This window comes from Enterobacteriaceae bacterium ESL0689 (assembly GCA_029433525.1).
GTDB lineage: Bacteria > Pseudomonadota > Gammaproteobacteria > Enterobacterales > Enterobacteriaceae > JAQTIF01.
In genome coordinates, this window is record JAQTIF010000001.1 from 1381858 (window position 1) to 1400995 (window position 19138).

17 protein-coding genes and 6 pseudogenes are annotated in these 19138 nt (G+C 48.7%); 16 read left to right on the plus strand and 7 right to left on the minus strand.

Translation table 11 applies throughout. The features are described from left to right. The first annotated feature begins 136 nt into the window (after window positions 1–136). The 10 genes and pseudogenes from PT300_06730 to lplT all read left to right on the plus strand — a co-directional run bounded on the left by PT300_06730 (window position 137) and on the right by lplT (window position 8611). Window positions 137–1147 carry a LacI family DNA-binding transcriptional regulator gene (locus PT300_06730; GenBank protein ID MDF7680307.1) on the plus strand — a complete coding sequence of 337 codons (1011 nt, stop codon included), beginning with the start codon at window positions 137–139 and terminating at the stop codon, window positions 1145–1147. A 238-nt stretch (window positions 1148–1385) separates the two neighbouring features. Next, window positions 1386–2039: pseudogene (locus PT300_06735) on the plus strand (Rpn family recombination-promoting nuclease/putative transposase). A gap of 599 nt (window positions 2040–2638) precedes the next feature. Further along, the gene (locus PT300_06740; protein MDF7680308.1) at window positions 2639–2905 is read left to right on the plus strand and encodes a reverse transcriptase N-terminal domain-containing protein; all 267 of its coding nucleotides are present in this window, start codon (window positions 2639–2641) and stop codon (window positions 2903–2905) included. A gap of 125 nt (window positions 2906–3030) precedes the next feature. Next, a pseudogene (locus PT300_06745) lies at window positions 3031–3210 on the plus strand (reverse transcriptase domain-containing protein). Window positions 3211–3269: 59 nt separating this feature from the next. After that, window positions 3270–3608 carry a reverse transcriptase/maturase family protein gene (locus PT300_06750; GenBank protein ID MDF7680309.1) on the plus strand — a complete coding sequence of 113 codons (339 nt, stop codon included), beginning with the start codon at window positions 3270–3272 and terminating at the stop codon, window positions 3606–3608. 77 nt (window positions 3609–3685) lie between these two features. Beyond that, a pseudogene (locus PT300_06755) lies at window positions 3686–3885 on the plus strand (group II intron maturase-specific domain-containing protein). 176 nt (window positions 3886–4061) lie between these two features. Next, window positions 4062–4217 (plus strand): annotated as a pseudogene (locus PT300_06760) (HNH endonuclease). A gap of 31 nt (window positions 4218–4248) precedes the next feature. After that, window positions 4249–4653: pseudogene (locus PT300_06765) on the plus strand (Rpn family recombination-promoting nuclease/putative transposase). 609 nt (window positions 4654–5262) lie between these two features. Beyond that, the gene (gene aas, locus PT300_06770; protein ID MDF7680310.1) at window positions 5263–7422 is read left to right on the plus strand and encodes a bifunctional acyl-ACP--phospholipid O-acyltransferase/long-chain-fatty-acid--ACP ligase; all 2160 of its coding nucleotides are present in this window, start codon (window positions 5263–5265) and stop codon (window positions 7420–7422) included. Further along, entirely contained in the window at window positions 7415–8611 is a 1197-nt protein-coding gene (gene lplT / locus PT300_06775; GenBank protein MDF7680311.1) for a lysophospholipid transporter LplT, read from the plus strand. The genes aas and lplT overlap by 8 nt, the downstream gene beginning before the upstream one ends. A 75-nt stretch (window positions 8612–8686) precedes the next feature. Here the strand turns inward: lplT and hemB are convergent, their stop codons facing one another. Both hemB and ampH read right to left on the minus strand, forming a co-directional pair. After that, window positions 8687–9661: a porphobilinogen synthase gene (hemB, locus tag PT300_06780; GenBank protein MDF7680312.1), complete on the minus strand. Its 975-nt coding sequence runs from the start codon at window positions 9659–9661 to the stop codon at window positions 8687–8689. 110 nt (window positions 9662–9771) lie between these two features. Next, a complete protein-coding gene (ampH, locus tag PT300_06785) occupies window positions 9772–10926 on the minus strand; it encodes a D-alanyl-D-alanine-carboxypeptidase/endopeptidase AmpH (protein ID MDF7680313.1) in 1155 nt (384 codons plus the stop codon). Between the two features lie 258 nt (window positions 10927–11184). Here ampH and sbmA point away from each other — a divergent pair, with 258 nt between their 5' ends. Next, window positions 11185–12399, plus strand: a complete 1215-nt coding sequence (gene sbmA / locus PT300_06790; GenBank protein ID MDF7680314.1) for a peptide antibiotic transporter SbmA — start codon at window positions 11185–11187, stop codon at window positions 12397–12399. Window positions 12400–12446: 47 nt separating this feature from the next. Here the strand turns inward: sbmA and ddlA are convergent, their stop codons facing one another. Continuing rightward, on the minus strand, window positions 12447–13547 hold the full coding sequence (gene ddlA, locus PT300_06795) for a D-alanine--D-alanine ligase (protein MDF7680315.1): 1101 nt from the start codon (window positions 13545–13547) through the stop codon (window positions 12447–12449). Window positions 13548–13759: 212 nt separating this feature from the next. On the opposite strand from ddlA, the gene PT300_06800 reads away from it, so the two are divergent. Then, window positions 13760–14986: a multidrug efflux MFS transporter gene (locus tag PT300_06800; protein MDF7680316.1), complete on the plus strand. Its 1227-nt coding sequence runs from the start codon at window positions 13760–13762 to the stop codon at window positions 14984–14986. Window positions 14987–15062: 76 nt separating this feature from the next. Here PT300_06800 and proC read toward each other — a convergent pair whose 3' ends face one another. Further along, the gene (gene proC / locus PT300_06805; GenBank protein ID MDF7680317.1) at window positions 15063–15872 is read right to left on the minus strand and encodes a pyrroline-5-carboxylate reductase; all 810 of its coding nucleotides are present in this window, start codon (window positions 15870–15872) and stop codon (window positions 15063–15065) included. Between the two features lie 123 nt (window positions 15873–15995). Here proC and PT300_06810 point away from each other — a divergent pair, with 123 nt between their 5' ends. The 4 genes from PT300_06810 (at window position 15996) to PT300_06825 (ending at window position 17877) form a co-directional block, all read left to right on the plus strand. Next, window positions 15996–16439, plus strand: coding sequence for a YaiI/YqxD family protein (locus PT300_06810; protein MDF7680318.1), 444 nt, complete (start codon window positions 15996–15998; stop codon window positions 16437–16439). Window positions 16440–16661: 222 nt separating this feature from the next. Further along, the gene (gene aroL / locus PT300_06815; GenBank protein ID MDF7680319.1) at window positions 16662–17192 is read left to right on the plus strand and encodes a shikimate kinase AroL; all 531 of its coding nucleotides are present in this window, start codon (window positions 16662–16664) and stop codon (window positions 17190–17192) included. A gap of 94 nt (window positions 17193–17286) precedes the next feature. Further along, a complete protein-coding gene (gene ppnP, locus PT300_06820) occupies window positions 17287–17571 on the plus strand; it encodes a pyrimidine/purine nucleoside phosphorylase (protein MDF7680320.1) in 285 nt (94 codons plus the stop codon). Between the two features lie 123 nt (window positions 17572–17694). Then, on the plus strand, window positions 17695–17877 hold the full coding sequence (locus PT300_06825; GenBank protein ID MDF7680321.1) for a ribbon-helix-helix domain-containing protein: 183 nt from the start codon (window positions 17695–17697) through the stop codon (window positions 17875–17877). A 33-nt stretch (window positions 17878–17910) separates the two neighbouring features. Here PT300_06825 and PT300_06830 read toward each other — a convergent pair whose 3' ends face one another. The 3 genes and pseudogenes from PT300_06830 to PT300_06840 form a co-directional block, all read right to left on the minus strand. Then, complete coding sequence (locus PT300_06830; protein ID MDF7680322.1) at window positions 17911–18186, minus strand: hypothetical protein; 276 nt, start codon at window positions 18184–18186, stop codon at window positions 17911–17913. Beyond that, window positions 18186–18665 (minus strand): DUF2778 domain-containing protein, encoded by a 480-nt coding sequence (locus PT300_06835; protein ID MDF7680323.1) that lies wholly within the window; start codon window positions 18663–18665, stop codon window positions 18186–18188. The genes PT300_06830 and PT300_06835 overlap by 1 nt, the downstream gene beginning before the upstream one ends. Then, window positions 18662–19130, minus strand: a pseudogene (locus PT300_06840) (Hcp family type VI secretion system effector). The gene PT300_06835 and the pseudogene PT300_06840 overlap by 4 nt, the downstream one beginning before the upstream one ends. Window positions 19131–19138: the final 8 nt, after the last annotated feature.

Here is a 19138-nt window from a genome sequence, read left to right on the forward strand (position 1 = left end):
CTGACTGATTAAATCATCAGGATATCTTTCCCGGCAGGAAAAAGATTATTTCGATCCTGGCCCATCAGGCTCAAGGTATCTGATAAAATTCTTTAATTATCAATGTGTTAATTAGAAATTACTGAGGCGTCCGGTTATGATGAAAAAAATAAAATTTAGTGATATTGCTGAAATGGCCGGGGTGTCAACGACTACGGTCAGCCATATATTTAATGGCAATGCGGAACGTCAGCGGATTTCCGCGATAACTAAAAAAAAGATCCTGGCAATCGCTAGCCACTTTGCTGATCAGCCGCATATACAACGGGCAATAATCAAAGCCACCAGGAATAAAACCCTGGGTGTTATTGTTCCTGATATCTCTAACTTTAGTTTTGCTTTGTTCTTGCATAAACTGGAATCGTTGGCCAGAGATTATGATATGCTGTTAATTATCTCCTGTAGCCATTATGATAAACATCAGGAGATGATTGCTATTAATAATCTGCTGGAGCATCATGTTGACGGAATGATCGCGATAACATCATTAGATATCCCTGATATTTATGAAAAAATAAATAAAACGACACCGGTTTTATTATATGATCGTTTTATTACTGGCAGTGAACTGCCTTTTGTGACCAGTGAGTCAATTTATTCGGTATCGCAGTTAATCGCCAGTAAAGCACAATATTTTACTGAGTTCTGGTTTCTGGCTGGCGATGTTGAATTATCGACAATTAGCGAACGCCTGGCAGGGTTTAAACAAGGGCTCAAACAGGCAGGGTTGCAGTTAAAATCGCAATGGATTAGCTGTGATAACTATCGGGAAAATCTTGGTTATTTTCTGCTGGATAACATCGTAAAAAATATCGGTCGGGTTCCGCAGGCTATTTTTACACCATCAGGTAATTTACTCGAAGGTGTGTTACTGTATTTAAAAGATAAGCGAATTGCGCACCATGAAGTCTATCTTTGCTCTTATGATTATCATCTTTATCATGATTTTCTGAATTATGATGTTGATATTCTTGCTCAGGATTATGATCTACTGGCAAAACATTGCCTGGAGAATATTCAGCGCCTTATTAATAAACAGGAGCTCAGCGATCGCAATCTTAAAATTAAGCCAAAACTGATTACCGCGAATAAGCGTTGTTCCCATTAACGCTATTTTACTGGACATTTTGGCCCTGGGCAGTGCTCGAAATCCTCATGCACTACCTGTACGCTGCGGTTTCTCCGCACTCTCTGTGTCCAGACTGGCTGCGTCAATAACGCCCACTGGGCCAGGCTCTTAATCACTACGCAACCCTTCGTGGAAGAAATAATAATTCTGTTCACCGCCCGTATTCGTTTTTTCCAGGTTGTGGTAGCCTGCGGGTATTATTTTTTCAGCGCCAGGGATGATGATGAAAAGTACTCCCACTCCCCACAATGCCTCATTCAGGCAGTTCCTGAGCCAGCCGGATGTTGCCCGTGATTTTATGGAAATTCACTTACCCGCAGAGTTGCGTGCCGTCTGCGATCTCAGTACGCTGAAGCTGGAATCAGGCTCGTTCGTTGAGGATGACCTTCGGCAGTATTTCAGTGACGTGCTCTATAGTCTGAAAACAACAACAGGCGACGGCTACATTCATGTTCTGATCGAACACCAGTCAACGCCCGACAAACATATGGCTTTCCGCCTGCTCCGCTATGCGGTGGCTACTATGCAGCGTCATCTGGCGGCAGGGCATAAAAAATTGCCGCTGGTGATACCGGTTCTGTTCTATACCGGTAAGCGCAGCCCCTATCCCTATTCAACCCGATGGCTGGATGATTTTGACGATCCCGTGCTGGCAGTCAAACTCTATAGCAGTGCCTTCCCGCTGGCTGATGTTACCGTTATTCCGGATGATGAAATCGCGGGTCATCGCAGTATGGCGGCTCTGACCCTGCCGCAGAAACATATTCATCAGCGTGACCTGGCAGAACTGGTCGATCGGCTGGTGTCAGTTTTACTGAGCGGATATCTGTCTTCATCGCAGGTGGTATCACTGGTACACTATATCGTACAGGTGCGACGAGAAGTCGCTTAACATATTGTTTTAAGAGTAAATTCTATAAAACCTACTGTCCCATCAGTAGTAGCCTATCTGAGATCTTCTTTCTGGTAACGGAAGGTGGATAAGCCTCAGAGACATCGCTTTCCAGTAAATATGGCGGACAACCGTGAGGTATGTTTGTTATTTGTGAGCATCACACAGATAGAAAGTTGGCTGTCTGGCAAGGTTAACACAAGTGAACTGTTGATAAACGTCGTTAGATAGAACAAGCCAAAGATGATGACAGGCTTGAACCAAAAGGTAAGTGATCAGGCTGTTCTTCTTTGTACAAAGAACACATGGGCATCAGAATCACCGGCGGACAGACAGAACCTAACCCAGAACTTGTATGTTAAGTGGAACTCGGTAAGCCCGTATCACTGCCTAATGGGCAAGCTGACCGTAAGGAAAGCCTTTAGTTATGCGGGTAAAGGATGGCGGAAAAAGCGAATGTCACTCTGTAATGGAGCGAATAAGGGTTCGAACTTTGCCCTAATATGAAAATATGCAGACTTCCGTCGAGTCTCTAATCGTGAAAATAGCTGTAAAGTTTTCAAAAGGGAGCAGGCAAGATGAATACATTTCCCCATGTATCTGCGGCTCCGCGCCTTGAAGGATGGCACTCGATTGATTGGGAAATTCATTACCGATTGGTGAGAAAACTACAGTTACGTATCGCGAAAGCAGCCAGGAATAAGCAGTGGCGCAAGGTTAAATCTTTACAGCGTATGCTTGTTCGCTCCTTTTCAGCAAAAATAATTGCTATAAAACGAGTTACTGAAAACAAGGGAAAACAACCCCCGGTGTTGATGGCGAAGTATGGACAACCCCGACTTTAAAATGGAAAGCCGTCGTACTTCTGAAAAAGACAGGCTACAAACCACGTCCTCTCAGAAGGATCTATATCCCAAAAGCAAACGGCAAACGCCGACCTTTAGGGATACCGACGATGCTTGACCGATCTATGCAGGCTTTACACCTGATGGCACTTGAACCAGTATCAGAATCAACAGCAGACGATAACAGCTATGGGTTTCGAAAAGCCAGATGTACGGCTGATGCAATTGTTCAGTTGCATATCCTCCTTGCGAGGAAGATCGCAGCAGATTGGGTACTGGAAGGGGACATAAAAGGTTGCTTTGACAACATCAGCCACGACTGGTTACTTTCTAATATCCCTATGGATAAGGAAGTGCTGAGGAAATGGCTGAAAGCTGGATTCATGGAAAATGGAGCTTTTTCCAAACAAAGGCCGGAACGCCACAGGGCGGTATTATCTCTCCTGTTCTGGCAAATATGTGCCTTGATGGTCTGGAAAAGGAACTTATCGATCACTTTGGTCGGAAAGGAACAAAAAAGGCCAACAGTCACAAGGTAAACTACGTACGTTATGCAGATGATTTCATCTGTACTGGTATCTCACCGGAATTGCTTGAAAATGAGGTAAAACCAATCATTGAAGCATTTATGGCAAAGAGAGGACTTACTCTGTCACAAGAGAAAACCAGGATAACAAATGTAGCGGAAGGGTTCGATTTTTAGGACAAAATATCAGAAGGTACGATGGTAAGTTAATCATAAAACCATCAAAGAAGAACCTGAAAATTTTCCTTAATAAGATACGCGGAGTTGTTAAAAATAACAAAACGGTTACACAAGTCAACCTGATCAGATTACTCAATCCCATTATTATAGGTTGGGTAAACTATCACCGACATGTGAACTCAAAAGTTATTTTTGTCGTGTTGATCATGAAATCTGGCAAAGGCTATGGCGTTGGTGTAGAAGAAGACACCTAAAAAGAACTGTCTCTGGATAAAAAAACGGTACTTCATAAGAAAGGATATGAAAGACTGGATATTCAGTGACAGGGATGTTGAAGGGAAGGTACATACGCTCAAGCTGGCATCTTCCACACCAATAAAGCGTCATGTAAAGATAAAAGGTCAGGCAAACCCATACGATCCAGCTTGGGAGCCTTACTTTGAAAAACGCATGGATTATCTTTGGTTACAGAGTCAGCATGGAAGGAAAAAAGTTGTAGAATTATGGAAACGGCAAGGAACATTCTGCCCTGCATGTAACCAGAAAATCTCACAGGAGTCAGGCTGGCACATACATCACTTGATCCCAAAATGTGAAGGTGGAAAAGATCATCTAAGTAATCTGATTCTACTTCATCCTAACTGCCATCGACAAATACACAGTCAGAATGCTGGCTCAATCAAACAAGATGAGCTTCTAGAGATTTGAGCGGAGTGCGGGGAAACTCGCACGCTCCGTTCTTAGGGGAGGATACGACAGTAATGTCGTATCCTTACCCGACGCAGGCGAAACAGCCGACGCCGAAGCCTTTGTACGCGAACTGGCACGGCGTGTGCCGCAACATGGAGACGCATTTATGACCATTGCACAACAGCTTGAACAAAAAGGCATTCAGCAGGGTATCCAACAGGGCATTCAGAAGGGTCGTAATGAAGGAAAACTCGAAGTGGCCCGTACCATGCTGCAGAATGGCATTGACCGCAATACCGTCATTAAAATGACCGGTTTGACGGAAGACGACCTTGCGCAGATCCGCCACTAATTTAATCATCCTTTACTGATACTCCCTACCAGACCATCGGTGTAAACAGTGGGAGCAGGGAAGCCGTTTCTTCTGGCTCTGCCTGCCAGCGATTCGCGATAAAATCGTTTTTGTACACTTAGTCTATACTGCCTGCCGGTAATATCTACGGTAGACTTTCTGCCTGAATAACAGGCACCATTAATGCGAACAGAACTGAGCGTCTGTCCCATCAGGCTGTTTTACTTGCTATTTTCTCTCCAGCCGTGGCCGAAATTCTCACCCGCGACCTGTACGCGGTGGTTTCTGCGCACTGTCCGTATCCAGATGGGCTGCGCCAGTAGTGCCAGATTGGATCGACTCTCCCTGTCAGCAAACGCCTGAACCCTACGTAACTGGCAAGAGCGTCAAATATACCAGACCATAAATATTGATAGCGATAAGGATTTTCTCGCGACTTTGTACAGGAATATACAGAAAGCGCCATGATGTACGGTGTCATAAACTTGGTTTATTATTGTATTTTTTTAAATAAAAACAATATTTTATACTAAAAGTAAACAGTGTACTGCTTTTTAACTGTTTTCTCGTGTAACCTGCTAGCACGGAATGAATGTTAATGGAGTCATCATGCTGTTAAGCATTTTCAGGTGGGTGTTCAGGGTATTATATCGGGTCAGATTAACGGGGAATACGCAAGCCCTGCAGCAACCGCGTGTATTGATCACCCCAAATCACGTTTCTTTTCTTGATGGGATTTTATTATCGCTGTTTCTCCCTGTACGACCGGTTTTTGCAGTATATACCTCTATTAGCCAGCGCTGGTATATGCGTTTACTGGCACCACTTATCGATTTCGTTCCTCTCGACCCCATGAATCCGATGTCGATTAAGCTACTGGTGCATCAGGTTGCGCAGGGACGGCCAGTGGTTATCTTCCCGGAAGGACGGATCACGGTGACCGGTTCATTAATGAAAATCTATGATGGTGCCGCGTTTGTTGCCGCAAAATCGCAGGCGACGGTGATTCCGGTATGGATCGAAGGCGCAGAGCTGACATTATTCAGCCGTCTTAAAGGGCGGGTGAAACGTCGCCTGTTTCCGCAGATTCGGCTGCATGTACTACCGCCCACCTGCATCACCATGCCCGACGCCCCGCGTGCTCGCCAACGACGCAGGATCGCGGGTGAAAAGCTGCATCAGATTATGATGGAAGCGCGGATAACGACTCTGCCACATGAAACGTTATATGAATCGCTGCTGGCTGCGCAATATCGCTTTGGCGCCGGTAAAAACTGCGTTGAAGATACCAGCTTTCAGCCAGATAGTTATCGTAAATTACTGACTAAAATCCTTTTTCTCACCCGTATCCTCGAAAAGCACAGTGTTGAGAGTGAGAATATCGGCTTGATGTTGCCTAATGCCAGCGTCAGTGTGGCGATGATTTTTGCCGCGATTGCCCGACGGCGCATTCCGGCGATGATGAACTACACTGCCGGTATTAAAGGATTGAGTAACGCGATTACTGCGGCACAAATTAAAACTATCTTTACTTCCCGTACCTTTCTCGATAAAGGCAAGCTGGGGCATCTGCCTGAGCAGCTGACACAGGTACGCTGGGTATTTCTTGAAGATGTGAAAGGTGATATCACCTTCAGTGATAAACTCTGGGTTTTCCGTCATCTTTTGCGGCCAAAGTCAGCGCAGATCAAGCAGCAACCGGAAGATGCCGCTTTTATCCTCTTTACCTCTGGCTCGGAAGGTAATCCGAAAGGGGTGGTGCATAGCCATAAAAGCATTCTGGCTAACGTTGAACAGATTAAAGTTATCGCCGATTTTACCACCGATGACCGATTTATGTCGGCGCTGCCACTGTTTCATGCTTTTGGTCTGACAGCAGGGCTGTTTACGCCGATCCTGGCAGGGGCTGAAATTTTTCTCTATCCCAGCCCGCTACATTATCGCGTCGTTCCGGAGCTGGTTTATGACCGTAGCTGTACGGTTCTGTTTGGTACATCGACTTTCCTCACTCACTATGCACGCTTTGCCAATCCTTATGATTTTTATCGCCTGCGCTATGTGGTCGCCGGGGCTGAAAGGCTTCAGGAGAGTACAAAGCAACTGTGGCAGGAGAAATTTGGCTTGCGTATTCTTGAAGGCTATGGCGTCACCGAATGCGCGCCGGTGGTGTCAATTAATGTGCCTATGGCGGCAAAAGAGGGCACCGTGGGTCGCCTGGTTCCCACGATGGTCGCGCGTTTGTTACCGGTGCCCGGTATTGCTGAAGGGGGTTGCCTGCAATTAAAAGGGCCGAATATTATGAAGGGCTATCTGCGGGTGGACAATCCGGGGGTGCTGGAGACGCCATCGGCAGCGAATCAGCAAGGTGAAATGGAAACCGGCTGGTATGACACGGGGGATATCGTCACCATTGACCCACAAGGATATGTCCGTATTCAGGGACGTGCGAAACGCTTTGCCAAAATTGCCGGTGAAATGGTATCGCTGGAGGGCGTTGAACAGATGGCCTGGGCGCTCTCTCCTGGTGCAATGCATGCGGTGGTTCTGAAACAGGATGCTGATAAAGGCGAAGGATTAGTGCTGTTTACCACCGACAGAGCGCTAAATCGCGAAGCGCTACGCCAGCACGCCCGTGAGCAGGGTATTCCCGAGCTGGCAGTTCCGCGCGATATTCGCTGGCTGAAGCAATTGCCTTTGCTGGGCAGCGGTAAGCCCGATTTTGTGACGCTAAAAGCGATGACCGATCAACAGGAGGATTCAAATGAGTGAATCCGCAGACAGAAAAAGCGCTCTCTATTCGAAAAGTATGCTTGCCGTTACTGGCGCTCAGTTTTTCTCGGCCTTCGGCGATAACGCCCTGTTATTTGCCACGCTGGCGCTGATGAAAGCGTCTGATTATCCGGACTGGACTCAGCCGGTTATTCAGATGTTATTTGTCGGCGCTTATATCCTTCTTGCGCCCTTTGTCGGTCAGTTTGCCGATAGTTTTGCCAAAGGACGCGTGATGATGGTAGCTAACAGTATGAAGTTGCTGGGGGCGGTGGGTATCTGTTGTGGCTATGATCCTTTTCTCTGCTATACCCTGGTGGGCGTTGGTGCCGCGGCTTATTCCCCGGCGAAATATGGCATTCTTGGTGAGCTGACCAGTGGCGATAAGCTGGTAAAAGCCAACGGCTTAATCGAGTCATCGACGATTGCCGCTATTCTGCTGGGATCGATGGTCGGTGGTGTTCTGGCTGACTGGCATATTCTGATTGCCTTAGTGATTTCTGCGCTAATGTATGCCGGGGCGGTGATCGCCAATATGTGGATACCGAAATTACCGGCTGCGCACCCTGGGCAGTCCTGGCGTTTCAGGTCGATGACACACCGCTTCTTCAGTGCCTGTCATACACTATGGCATAACAGTGAAACACGATTCTCTCTGACAGGGACGAGCCTGTTTTGGGGCGCAGGTGTGACGTTGCGTTTTCTGCTGGTATTGTGGGTGCCGATCGCATTAGGCATCGACAGTAACGCGATGCCGACCTACCTGAACGCAATGGTCGCGGTGGGTATTATGCTGGGTGCCGGTGCCGCAGCGAAGTTCATCACGCTGCAAACGGTTTCACGCTGTTTACCAGCCGGTGTGCTGATTGGTGTCGTGGTGATAATTTTCGCCGTTCAGCATGCGTTAATACCGTCACTGCTACTGCTGTTGTTGCTGGGGGTTTTGGGAGGATTCTTCGTCGTACCACTCAATGCGCTGTTGCAGCAACGCGGTAAACAGACCGTAGGTGCAGGTAATGCGATTGCGGTACAAAACCTCGGTGAAAATGTGGCGATGCTGTTGATGCTGGGCTTCTATTCGCTGGCGGTGTGGATCGGCATTCCGGTTATCAGCGTGGGTATCGGTTTTGGTGCCCTGTTTGCGCTGGCTATCGCGGCGTTATGGCTATGGGGACGTCGCCAGCGCTGAATTGCCTGCTTCCCCGGCTCGGGCCGGGGATTTTCTCGCCTGTGATCCTGTGCGAAGCGCACGCCGTCGGGCAGACTAACCCAGAATTTTATGCTCAGCTAAATCGCGGGCAAAATAACTGATGATTAAATCGGCGCCAGCACGTTTAATGGCGCCAAGGCTTTCCAGTACCACTTTCTCTTCATCAATCGCGCCCGCCTGGGCAGCGAATTTGATCATCGCGTATTCGCCACTGACCTGATAAGCGCTCAGTGGCAAATCGCTGCGTTCACGAATATCGCGCAGAATATCTAGATAGGCACCGGCAGGTTTCACCATCAGGCAATCAGCCCCCTGAGCTTCATCCAGCAGGGACTCCCGGATAGCTTCACGGCGGTTCAGTGGGTTCATTTGATAGGTTTTACGATCGCCTTTTAACGCGCTTCCTGCCGCTTCACGGAATGGCCCATAAAAGGAAGAGGCAAATTTAGTCGAATAGGACATAATCGCGGTATGGCTAAACCCGGCCCCATCCAGTGCCTGACGAATCGCCTGCACCTGGCCATCCATCGCGGCGGAAGGAGCGATGAAATCTGCACCCGCCGCCGCTGCGACGACGGCCTGTTTACCGAGGTTTTGCAGTGTGGCATCGTTATCCACAATGTGACCAGACAAAACACCACAGTGGCCATGCGAGGTATATTCGCAAAAACAGGCGTCGGACATGACGACCATTTCGGGAACCGTCTGTTTACAGATCCGCGCCATGCGTGCCACCAGACCGTTTTCATGCCACGTATCGCTACCGGTGTCATCGGTATGGTGAGAGATGCCGAAGGTCATGACAGCACGGATGCCGGCGCGGGCAATCCGTTCAATTTCATGGGCGAGTTTTTTTTCCGGTATGCGCATGACGCCAGGCATAGCGCGGATAGCCTGATAGTCATCGCTCTCTTCTTCGACAAAAATGGGTAGCACCAGGTCGTTCAGACGCAATGTTGTCTCTTCAAACATTGCGCGCAGTGCTGCAGACTGGCGTAAACGACGTGGACGAGTGATTAAATCTGTCATGATTGGCCTGATATTGTCATTGGTAAAGTGATAGTCTACCCGAAATTGCACAGTGATAGTCTGCCAGAGAATGCATTCAGCTGACTGATCAACGAAAAAACGGTTATGGATTACTGACCCTCGGCTTCGATGACCGCGCCGCTTAATTCACTGACCAGATCATTAACACCGTTACTCATATGGCTAAAACGTGTCTGCGGTGAGCGGGTTACGACGGCGAAAACACCGACGTTCGCGTAGGGATTCATCGCGATATAGGTGATAAACCCACCACCACCACCGGTTTTCTGCAAAATGCCAGGGCGGCCATTCTGCGGCTTCATATAGACCCAACCCAGTCCCAGGGCATCTGCTTTACCGGGAACATCCATCCCAATAACCCGGGAGAGTTGATCACGTTGATATAACAGGGTTTGCATACGATCGGCTTGCTGCCCGCGAGTATAAAAGTCGGAAGAGAGAAACTGTTGCATCCAGCGCATCATATCACCTGGGGTGGAGTATGCGCCGCCACTGCCGATAGCCGCCAGCGTATTGTTACAAGGACTGGGTTTCTGCCGGGGGATCATCAAACGCGCACACTGACTGGCGCTGGGGGTAAAGGTGGTATCTTTCATCCCCAGCGGGCGGGTGATTTTCTCAGCAAATAACTGTGGGTAGGGTTTGCCCGCTGCGGCAGAAAGCGCATCGGCCAGCAAATCAAAAGCAAGATTAGAATAGGCGGCCTGTGAACCCGGCGCGGTTTTCAGTGACGCGGTTGATAGCCATGACCAGCGTTGCTGGCGTGTCGGCCAGATGAAAACCGGTCGATTTGCCGCCCCCCCAGGTTGTTCGCGTGGCAGGGCGCTGGTATGGGTTGCCAGATGGAGCAGGGTGATGGGCTTCCCCTGGTAAGTGGGAACCCGGGCATAAGCGGGGGCATATTGGCTCAGTGTATCATCTGCTTTGATGATGCCCTCATCGAGCATTTTGACCAGGATTTCACTGGTCATTAATTTGCTCAGTGAAGCAATGCGGATCACCGAATCCAGTTGTGGCGGCTGATTATTGCCTGGGCGTGTTTCACCATAGCTACGAAAGATACGCTGATTGCCATCAATCACCACCAGCGCCATGCCTGTGGCCGCGCTATCAGCATAGATCTGGCGGGCGTAGCGATCGACAATGCTGTCAGAAAACTCAGGGGGCACCAGGGAAGATTCTGCCTCGACGGGTGTCAGGAATAACACCCACAGTGCAGTGAAAATAAGCAGACTACGTTTCAACTGAAATACCTATCATGCAATAACAAAACAGAGCGTCTATTTATACTACGAAATAAGGTAATCCACAGGCGCGATAACCGGGCTATTTAACACCATTTTGCCGCGGGCATACAAAATACTTTTACGCTGCTGATATCCGTTTCAGAGCGTGAATAAGGTATGATGAGCGCTTTATTTATTGTCAGTACACGGATTGCTGATGACAGGCAGAGAGATCCCGTATCATCAGAACGATAAAAAAGTTAGCAGGAGTTAATGATGTTTAAATCTTTTTTTCCTAAGCCCGCCCTGTTTTTTCTTTCTGCCTTTATCTGGGCGTTGCTGGCGGTGATCATCTGGCAGGCGGGTGGCGGTGACTGGCTTATGCGTGTGACGGGTGTATCGCCTGGCGTGCCGGTGGGGGCATCACAGTTTTTATCGCTCAGCTATCTGTTGTTTTATGCCTGGTATGTTTTCTGTGTCGGCGTTTTTGCCCTGTTCTGGTTTCTCTACAGTCCCCACCGCTGGCAGTGCTGGTCGATCCTCGGTACGTCATTGATTATTTTCGTCACCTGGTTTCAGGTCGAAGTCGGTGTGGCGATCAACGCCTGGTACGCGCCTTTTTATGATTTGATTCAGGCGGCACTGTCCACCCCTCATAAAGTGAGTATTCATCAGTTTTATCAGGAAATTGGTGTGTTTCTGGGAATTGCGTTGATCGCCGTAGTGGTGGGGGTGCTGAACAGCTTTTTTGTCAGCCACTATGTCTTTCGCTGGCGTACGGCGATGAATGAATACTATATCACGCACTGGCATCATCTGCGCCATATTGAAGGTGCCGCGCAGCGTGTGCAGGAAGATACGATGCGCTTTGCGTCCACCCTGGAGAGTATGGGAGCCAGTTTTATCAATGCCGTGATGACGCTTATTGCCTTTCTGCCTGTACTGGTGGCGTTATCTTCCCATGTGACTGAACTGCCGATCATTGGCCATGTGCCCTATGGTCTGGTGATAGCAGCGGTGGTATGGTCGTTACTGGGAACCGGCTTGCTGGCGGTGGTCGGCATTAAGCTGCCAGGACTTGAATTTAAAAATCAGCGTGTTGAAGCGGCCTATCGTAAAGAGCTGGTTTATGGTGAAGATGATCCCACCCGCGCCACGCCGCCAACCATTCGTGAGCTTTTTCTCGCCGTGCGCCACAACTATTTTCGTCTCTATTTCCACTATATGTACTTTAATATTGTGCGCATTCTTTATCTGCAGGTGGATAATGTTTTTGGTCTATTTCTGTTGTTTCCCTCCATTGTCGCAGGTGCTATCACCTTAGGTTTGATGACTCAGATTACCAATGTCTTTAGTCAGGTGCGTAATGCATTTCAGTATCTGATTTACTCATGGAAGACCCTGGTGGAATTGATGTCCATCTATAAACGTCTGCGCAGTTTTGAGCAGCAGCTGGATAGCCAGGTGATACACGAAGCGGACAGCCTGTAAATCCGATCAGTAACCGCCCGGTTGCGTGGTTCGCTACCGGGTGAGGCTCAGGGCGCGACAGAGGTTTTCAGGCTGCGATCGGCGCGGTGGCGTTCCAGCGCCAGATCAATCAGGCGACTAATCAGGCTGGTGTGATCCAGCCCGCTGGCTTGCCATAATTTGGGATACATACTGATGTTGGTAAAGCCAGGTAGCGTATTGATTTCGTTTATGATGATATCATTACTGGCGGTCAGGAAAACATCAACACGCGCCATTCCACAACAGCCTAATGTCTGATAGGCACGAATCGCCGTATGACGGATCTTATCGTTGATTTCAGCATCAATAACGGCAGGGACGATCACTTGCGCGCCCTGATGGGCAAGATATTTCGTATCATAGGCATAGAATCCATGGTTAACAATGATTTCACCGCAGGTGCTGGCCTGAGGATCGTCATTACCTAACAGGGCACATTCTATTTCCCGTCCCTGAATGCGCTGTTCGACGATCACTTTGTGGTCAAACTCAAAAGCCAGGTCGACGGCCTGCTGAAACTGTTCTTCATTCTCGACTTCACTGATCCCAACGGAAGAGCCCTGACTGGCCGGTTTGACAAACAGCGGTAACCCCAGTTTCTCTTTTACCTCGGCAAAGCTGAACATCTGGCGATGGGCACGAGTCAGGGTGATAAAGGGGGCCACCGATAATCCTGCGTCACGCAGCAGGCGTTTGCTGACATCTTTATCCATACACACTGCCGAGCTTAATACATCGGAACCAATAAACGGCAGATTCGCCAGCCGTAGCGCCCCCTGTAGTGAACCATCTTCCCCTTGTGCGCCATGAACAATCGGAAAGATAACATCGATAGCGGCCAGCGGCTGGCCATTATCGGCATTGATCAATTGCTGTGATTCACGGCCGGGAATAACAGCCAGCGTGACATTGGAAGCGTGTAAGGCGATGTGGGCAGGATCTTGTGGATTAAGCAGATAATGGTGCAGATCATTGATGTGCCATAATCCTTGCTTATCGATGCCGAGCAGCATGATATCAAAGCGTGTCTTATCGATGGCCTCGACGATATTTTTTGCTGATTGTAGTGATACTTCATGTTCGGTTGATTTGCCGCCAAAAACGATCCCAACCCTCATTTTAGCCATTTCAAAATTTATCCTGATGATAATGAAGCAGATAACATGTCACATCATAATATAACTGCCAGAATTTTTTATTCTGCACAGTTGATGATGAATCGATAGGGTTATCGAGCGATAAGCGCTAAACTGATATCAGTCGGTTTCTGGCAGCAGGACAGGGAAAAGAAATGGCGTCCCTGTTATTGCAAGTGAAAAATGAATAAATACAGGTTGTGATGGAATCCTGGAAAGTTAATCTTATCTCTGTCTGGCTGGGATGTTTTTTTACCGGTCTGGCGATTAGCCAGATCCTCCCCTTCCTGCCACTCTATATTTCCCACCTCGGGGTGAGTTCTCACGAAGCGTTATCAATGTGGTCAGGACTGACATTCAGTGTCACTTTCCTGGTCTCAGCGATTGTCGCGCCTTTGTGGGGAAGTCTGGCGGATCGGAAAGGGCGCAAACTGATGTTACTGCGCGCCTCCATGGGGATGGCGATAGCCATTCTGTTGCAGGCTTTTGCCACCAATGTCTGGCAGCTTTTCATTTTACGGGCGGTGATGGGGCTGACCTCCGGTTATATTCCCAATGCGATGGCGCTGGTAGCATCACAGGTGCCGCGTGAGCGCAGTGGCTGGGCGCTCAGTACGCTGGCGACAGCACAAATCAGCGGGGTGATCGGTGGGCCGTTGCTGGGGGGCTTTCTGGCGGATTATATGGGACTGCGCACGGTCTTTCTGTTGACCGCGTGTCTGTTGATGGTCAGTTTTCTGGTGACCCTCTTTTTAATTAAAGAGAGTGGGCGACCGCCGATCAGCAAAAGTGAACAGCTGAGCGGTCGCGCCGTTTTTGCCTCATTATCCTGTCCAGGGCTGGTGATCAGCTTGTTTTTCACGACCCTGGTGATCCAGCTTTGTAATGGCTCCATCGGGCCGATTCTGGCACTGTTTATCAAATCTATGGTGCCGGACAGCCACAATATCGCTTTTCTTGCCGGTATGGTTGCCGCCGCGCCAGGCGTCTCGGCGCTGTTTTCCGCCCCCCGGCTGGGCAAACTGGGCGATCGGATTGGCACATCTCGCATCCTGCTGGCGACACTGGGCTGTGCGGTGGTGATGTTTTTTGCGATGTCATGGGTAACCACCCCCATGCAGCTGGGTATCCTGCGTTTTCTGCTCGGTTTTGCCGATGGCGCGATGTTGCCTGCGGTACAAACGCTGTTGCTCAAATACAGTAGCGATCGTATTACTGGGCGTATTTTTGGTTATAACCAGTCATTTATGTACCTGGGTAATGTCGTCGGGCCGCTAACCGGTGCCTCGGTATCGGCGATGCTGGGATTTCGCTGGGTATTTATCGTCACTGCCCTGATTGTGTTACTGAATCTGCTGCAATTGACGATTATGCTAAGACGCAGCCGCCGTATATCATGTTCTGATAAGACTAGTAATCCCACGTTATAGGGGATGCCTGTGCCGGTATCAATATAAAGAGCTATATACGACAAGCCGCTATAGCTCTTTGATTCTGTCTTCGTAATCAGGAGCGTTCCAGCGCTTCTGATTTTTTCATACACTGAACAATTGCTTCGATAACCGCAGAGCGAAATCCTTTTTCTTCCAGTACCCGCACCGCTTCAATGGTGGTGCCACCGGGTGAGCAGACACGATCCTTCAGTGTGCCAGGATGTTCACCGCTCTCAAGGAGCATTTTGGCTGATCCCATCACCGCCTGCGCAGCGAATTGGTAAGCTTGAGCGCGTGGCATACCATTGAGTACAGCGGCATCTGCCATTGCTTCGATAAACATAAAAACATAGGCAGGGGCGGAACCACTGACGCCCACTACCTGGTGGATCATCGGCTCGGCGACCACTTCCGCCTGGCCAAAACAGCGGAAAATAGTCAGTGTTTCGGCAATCTCCTGACAGGTGACCAGGGCGTTAGGGGTCAGTGAGGTCATACCGGCATTGACCAGCGCGGGGGTATTGGGCATCGCGCGGATGATTTTGCGTTCATTACCCAGCACGCTGGCCAGTTGATCAAGTGTGACACCCGCCGCGATAGAGATCACCAGCGACTCTTTATTCAGGCTGGCGGCGATATCGCTCATCACCGCAGTGAGGATCATCGGTTTGACCGCGGCAAAGACAATATCGGTTAAACGGGCGACTTCCTGCGCACTTTGTGCAATATTGATCCCGTATTGATCATGCAGCAGTGCCACTTTCTCCGGAGAGGGGGTATAGACCCAGATCTGATTCGGCTGGATCTGTTTACTGCGCAGCAGCCCCTCCAGAATCGCTTTCCCCATATTCCCGCAACCAATAAATCCTATTTTCTTTTCCATCACTATTTCCTGTGTTTATTGTGTTATGAATGCCTAAGCTTATCACTCAAGCGCGTTGTCAGGAGAAGAAAAACAAGTAACAATAATAGTGTCTCTTTTTTTGAATTAGCGGTGTGAGCCAGAATGGCAATTTGGGTGGATGCGGACGCCTGTCCCAATGTGATTAAAGAAATTTTGTTTCGCGCGGCTGAGCGAACTCAAACGTTGCTGACACTGGTGGCTAATCGTTCGTTGCGTGTCCCGCCTTCCCGGGTTATCCGGACATTATGTGTCTCCCAGGGATTCGATGTCGCCGACAATGAAATTGTGCGTTTGTGCCAGCCCGGCGATCTGGTGGTCACGGCCGATATTCCGCTGGCGGCAGAAGTACTGGCAAAAGGGGGCGCGGCATTAAATCCACGTGGTGAACGTTATAATGAGGCGACGATCCGCGAACGGCTGGTGATGCGTGATTTTATGGACACGATGCGTGCCAGCGGTGTACAAACCGGCGGCCCTCAGAGTTTCTCGCAGCGCGATCGACAACAATTTGCTGCCGCGCTGGAGAAGTGGCTCATCGCCGGATAAGGTTCCGGTCCGTCACCGCCATCACTGCTTTATATGATATGCTACGATTTACGCCTGACAATCGCTAAATCCCCGACCATGATGGTTGATAGCCGACGTGGCTTTGTTATCGACAAGGGGAAAAGTCGGTCAATCTGATGTAACGTTTATTGTAATCTGTTTTTATCATCACTGGTTTTTAGTCTTTCTTTTCCGGCATTGCGAAAGCAGAGGATTTCAGTAATGACACTGCCAATTTTTCTCATCGGATCGCGTGGTTGCGGTAAAACGACAATCGGCGCTGCGCTGGCACAACAATGTCAGTATCAGTTCACCGATACGGATCATGTTTTGCAGGAGCGTGAACAACGCACGGTGACAGCCATTGTCCGGCAGGAAGGGTGGGCGCGTTTTCGTGAACTGGAGTCCAGCGTGTTGAAAGCCGCCACGCAGCCAGCGACGGTTATCGCCACCGGCGGTGGGATAATCCTCGCGCAAAATAATCGCCAGCATATGCGTGAAAATGGTGCCGTTATCTATCTTCAGGTGCCGGTTTCGGTACTGGTCGAACGTCTTAATGCTTCACCTCAGGCAGAACAACGCCCGACGCTGACCGGCAAATCACTGTGTGACGAAGTGAGCGAAGTGCTGGCGCAAAGAGAAGCGCTGTATCGGGAAACGGCCCATTATATTATTGATGCCACCATGCCTGCCGACAGGGTGGTCAGTCACATCATGGCGCTCTCTGTTCATTGCTCTCCCTGCCGCCAGTAACACCTCCGGTTCGCTGTCATCACGATTTTGCGTGACAGCGAACCAGAATCCCTTCTATATTGAGATATTGATAAACGATCACCAGGATTTATGTATGCTGCAATGCAATGAATACTTTGATGGACAGGTAAAATCGATAGGCTTTTCCAGTAGCAGCACCGGACGTGCCAGTATCGGTGTTATGGCGGCAGGCGAATACACTTTCAGTACCGGGCAGGCAGAAGAGATGACGGTGGTGAGTGGGGCGTTTAATGTTCTGCTGCCAGGCGAAAGTGACTGGCGGGTTTACGAAACGGGGAGCGTTTTTCATGTGCCTGCCCACAGTCAGTTTCATTTGCGGGTCGCGGAAGCGACCTCTTATTTGTGCCGTTATCTGTAAGTACTCACCCTCCTGGCCAGGCGCTTCATGGCCTGGTCTTTTGTTGATAGCACAATGATTTTTAGAATCGGCTGGCATATAACTGATATACATGTATAGCAATTATGGATTCAGTAGATCTGTATGCTGGCTATCCGATTATCTGATGATATTGAGTCTCGTCTGGACTTGCTGGCGAAGCAAACTGGCAGAACAAAGACATTCTATGTGCGGGAAGCGATACTGGCGTATCTGGAAGAGTATTACCTTTCTACAGAAACTGCTACATGTGTTTGCCGTGGTGAGACGGTTGTGTATTCGTCTTAGGAAATGAGGAAGTCACTGGATCTAGACGATTAACTATTCTGACCGGGTACTCAAATTTCTTCTGTTTTGCCGCCGCTGTGTTATGGCGAACGCCAGGAATATAAATACCAGGTTAACTGCCAGCGCTGACAACAGGACCGTTAACATGAAAATTGTGTCCCACGAGCCATCTTCGATAACTTGCTGATAATGCTCCCTGAATAAGTTATGTAGCCATAGTTCAGGGAAAAATGAGAAAATCAGCGCATAAAAAATGACGTAGGTAGTAGCAAATAATAGCCATAATGATGAAAATTTAAACGCACTCATTAGTACACCTGTACTGTGCCAAAAGCGACGAGTGATGAGCTTACGTAGAATGTTGATGTCTGTAATAGTGCATGACGTAAGATCTCAAAATCTGAACGATTCGGAAAGGTTATACAACCTTCTGATATACCCCTGTATCCAGCCGGATGCAAACGGAAGTTACCACGCTCAACATTTCCGATAAAAGTATGGTCTTCTATTTTTCCGTCATCTTTATATAAGGCAAACCAGGTAAAACGGTTCGAACCACTAAGAATGGATGAAGTTGCATCCCTTATTGGTGATAATATGCCCCCTGTCGGCCTCGTTACGATGTAATAACGTCCTGTCGGTAATGGCCCCGAGCCTGGAATAGCAATAGCATTTGGATTATTACGAGTGGACCCTGCGTAGCCGGAGTACGCAGGAAAAAAGCCTACACCTGGACAACTGAAAGTAGACATATTCTGACCGTTTAGCCTGAACGTGCATCTAATCATCTGTCATTCCATGAGTCAGTGAAAATAATGTTTCCGTCGTTATGTTTCCATGTGATTTTTTCGTAGCTTAACGATACAGATTCAAGGTGATTATGTTTTTCTGCCACTGGGTTTTTGCAATCATGCATCAATGGACAAACCGCAACTACTCTCACACCTTCAAGCAACATGTTGAAGTATTCTTCTTCTTGCCCTGAGTAGTTAATTCTGTGCCATTTAAATTCTGCTGATTTGAGTGTCTGACCTGTGGCTACTGCTTTGTACAGATATGGACTTGAGCTGTCGAATTCTTTTTCAAATGTTATGGGTGAATGTGATCTTCCCTGTTAATGCATCAGTTGGCAGGAACACATCATGACCGAAGCCTAAAATCTCAATGCTTCCGTCCCGATCCTTCACATCCACAGACCCCATGATGTATGAACCGCCATCGTCTTTAAGCCACAGATAAGCTGGAATAGCCATGAACAATC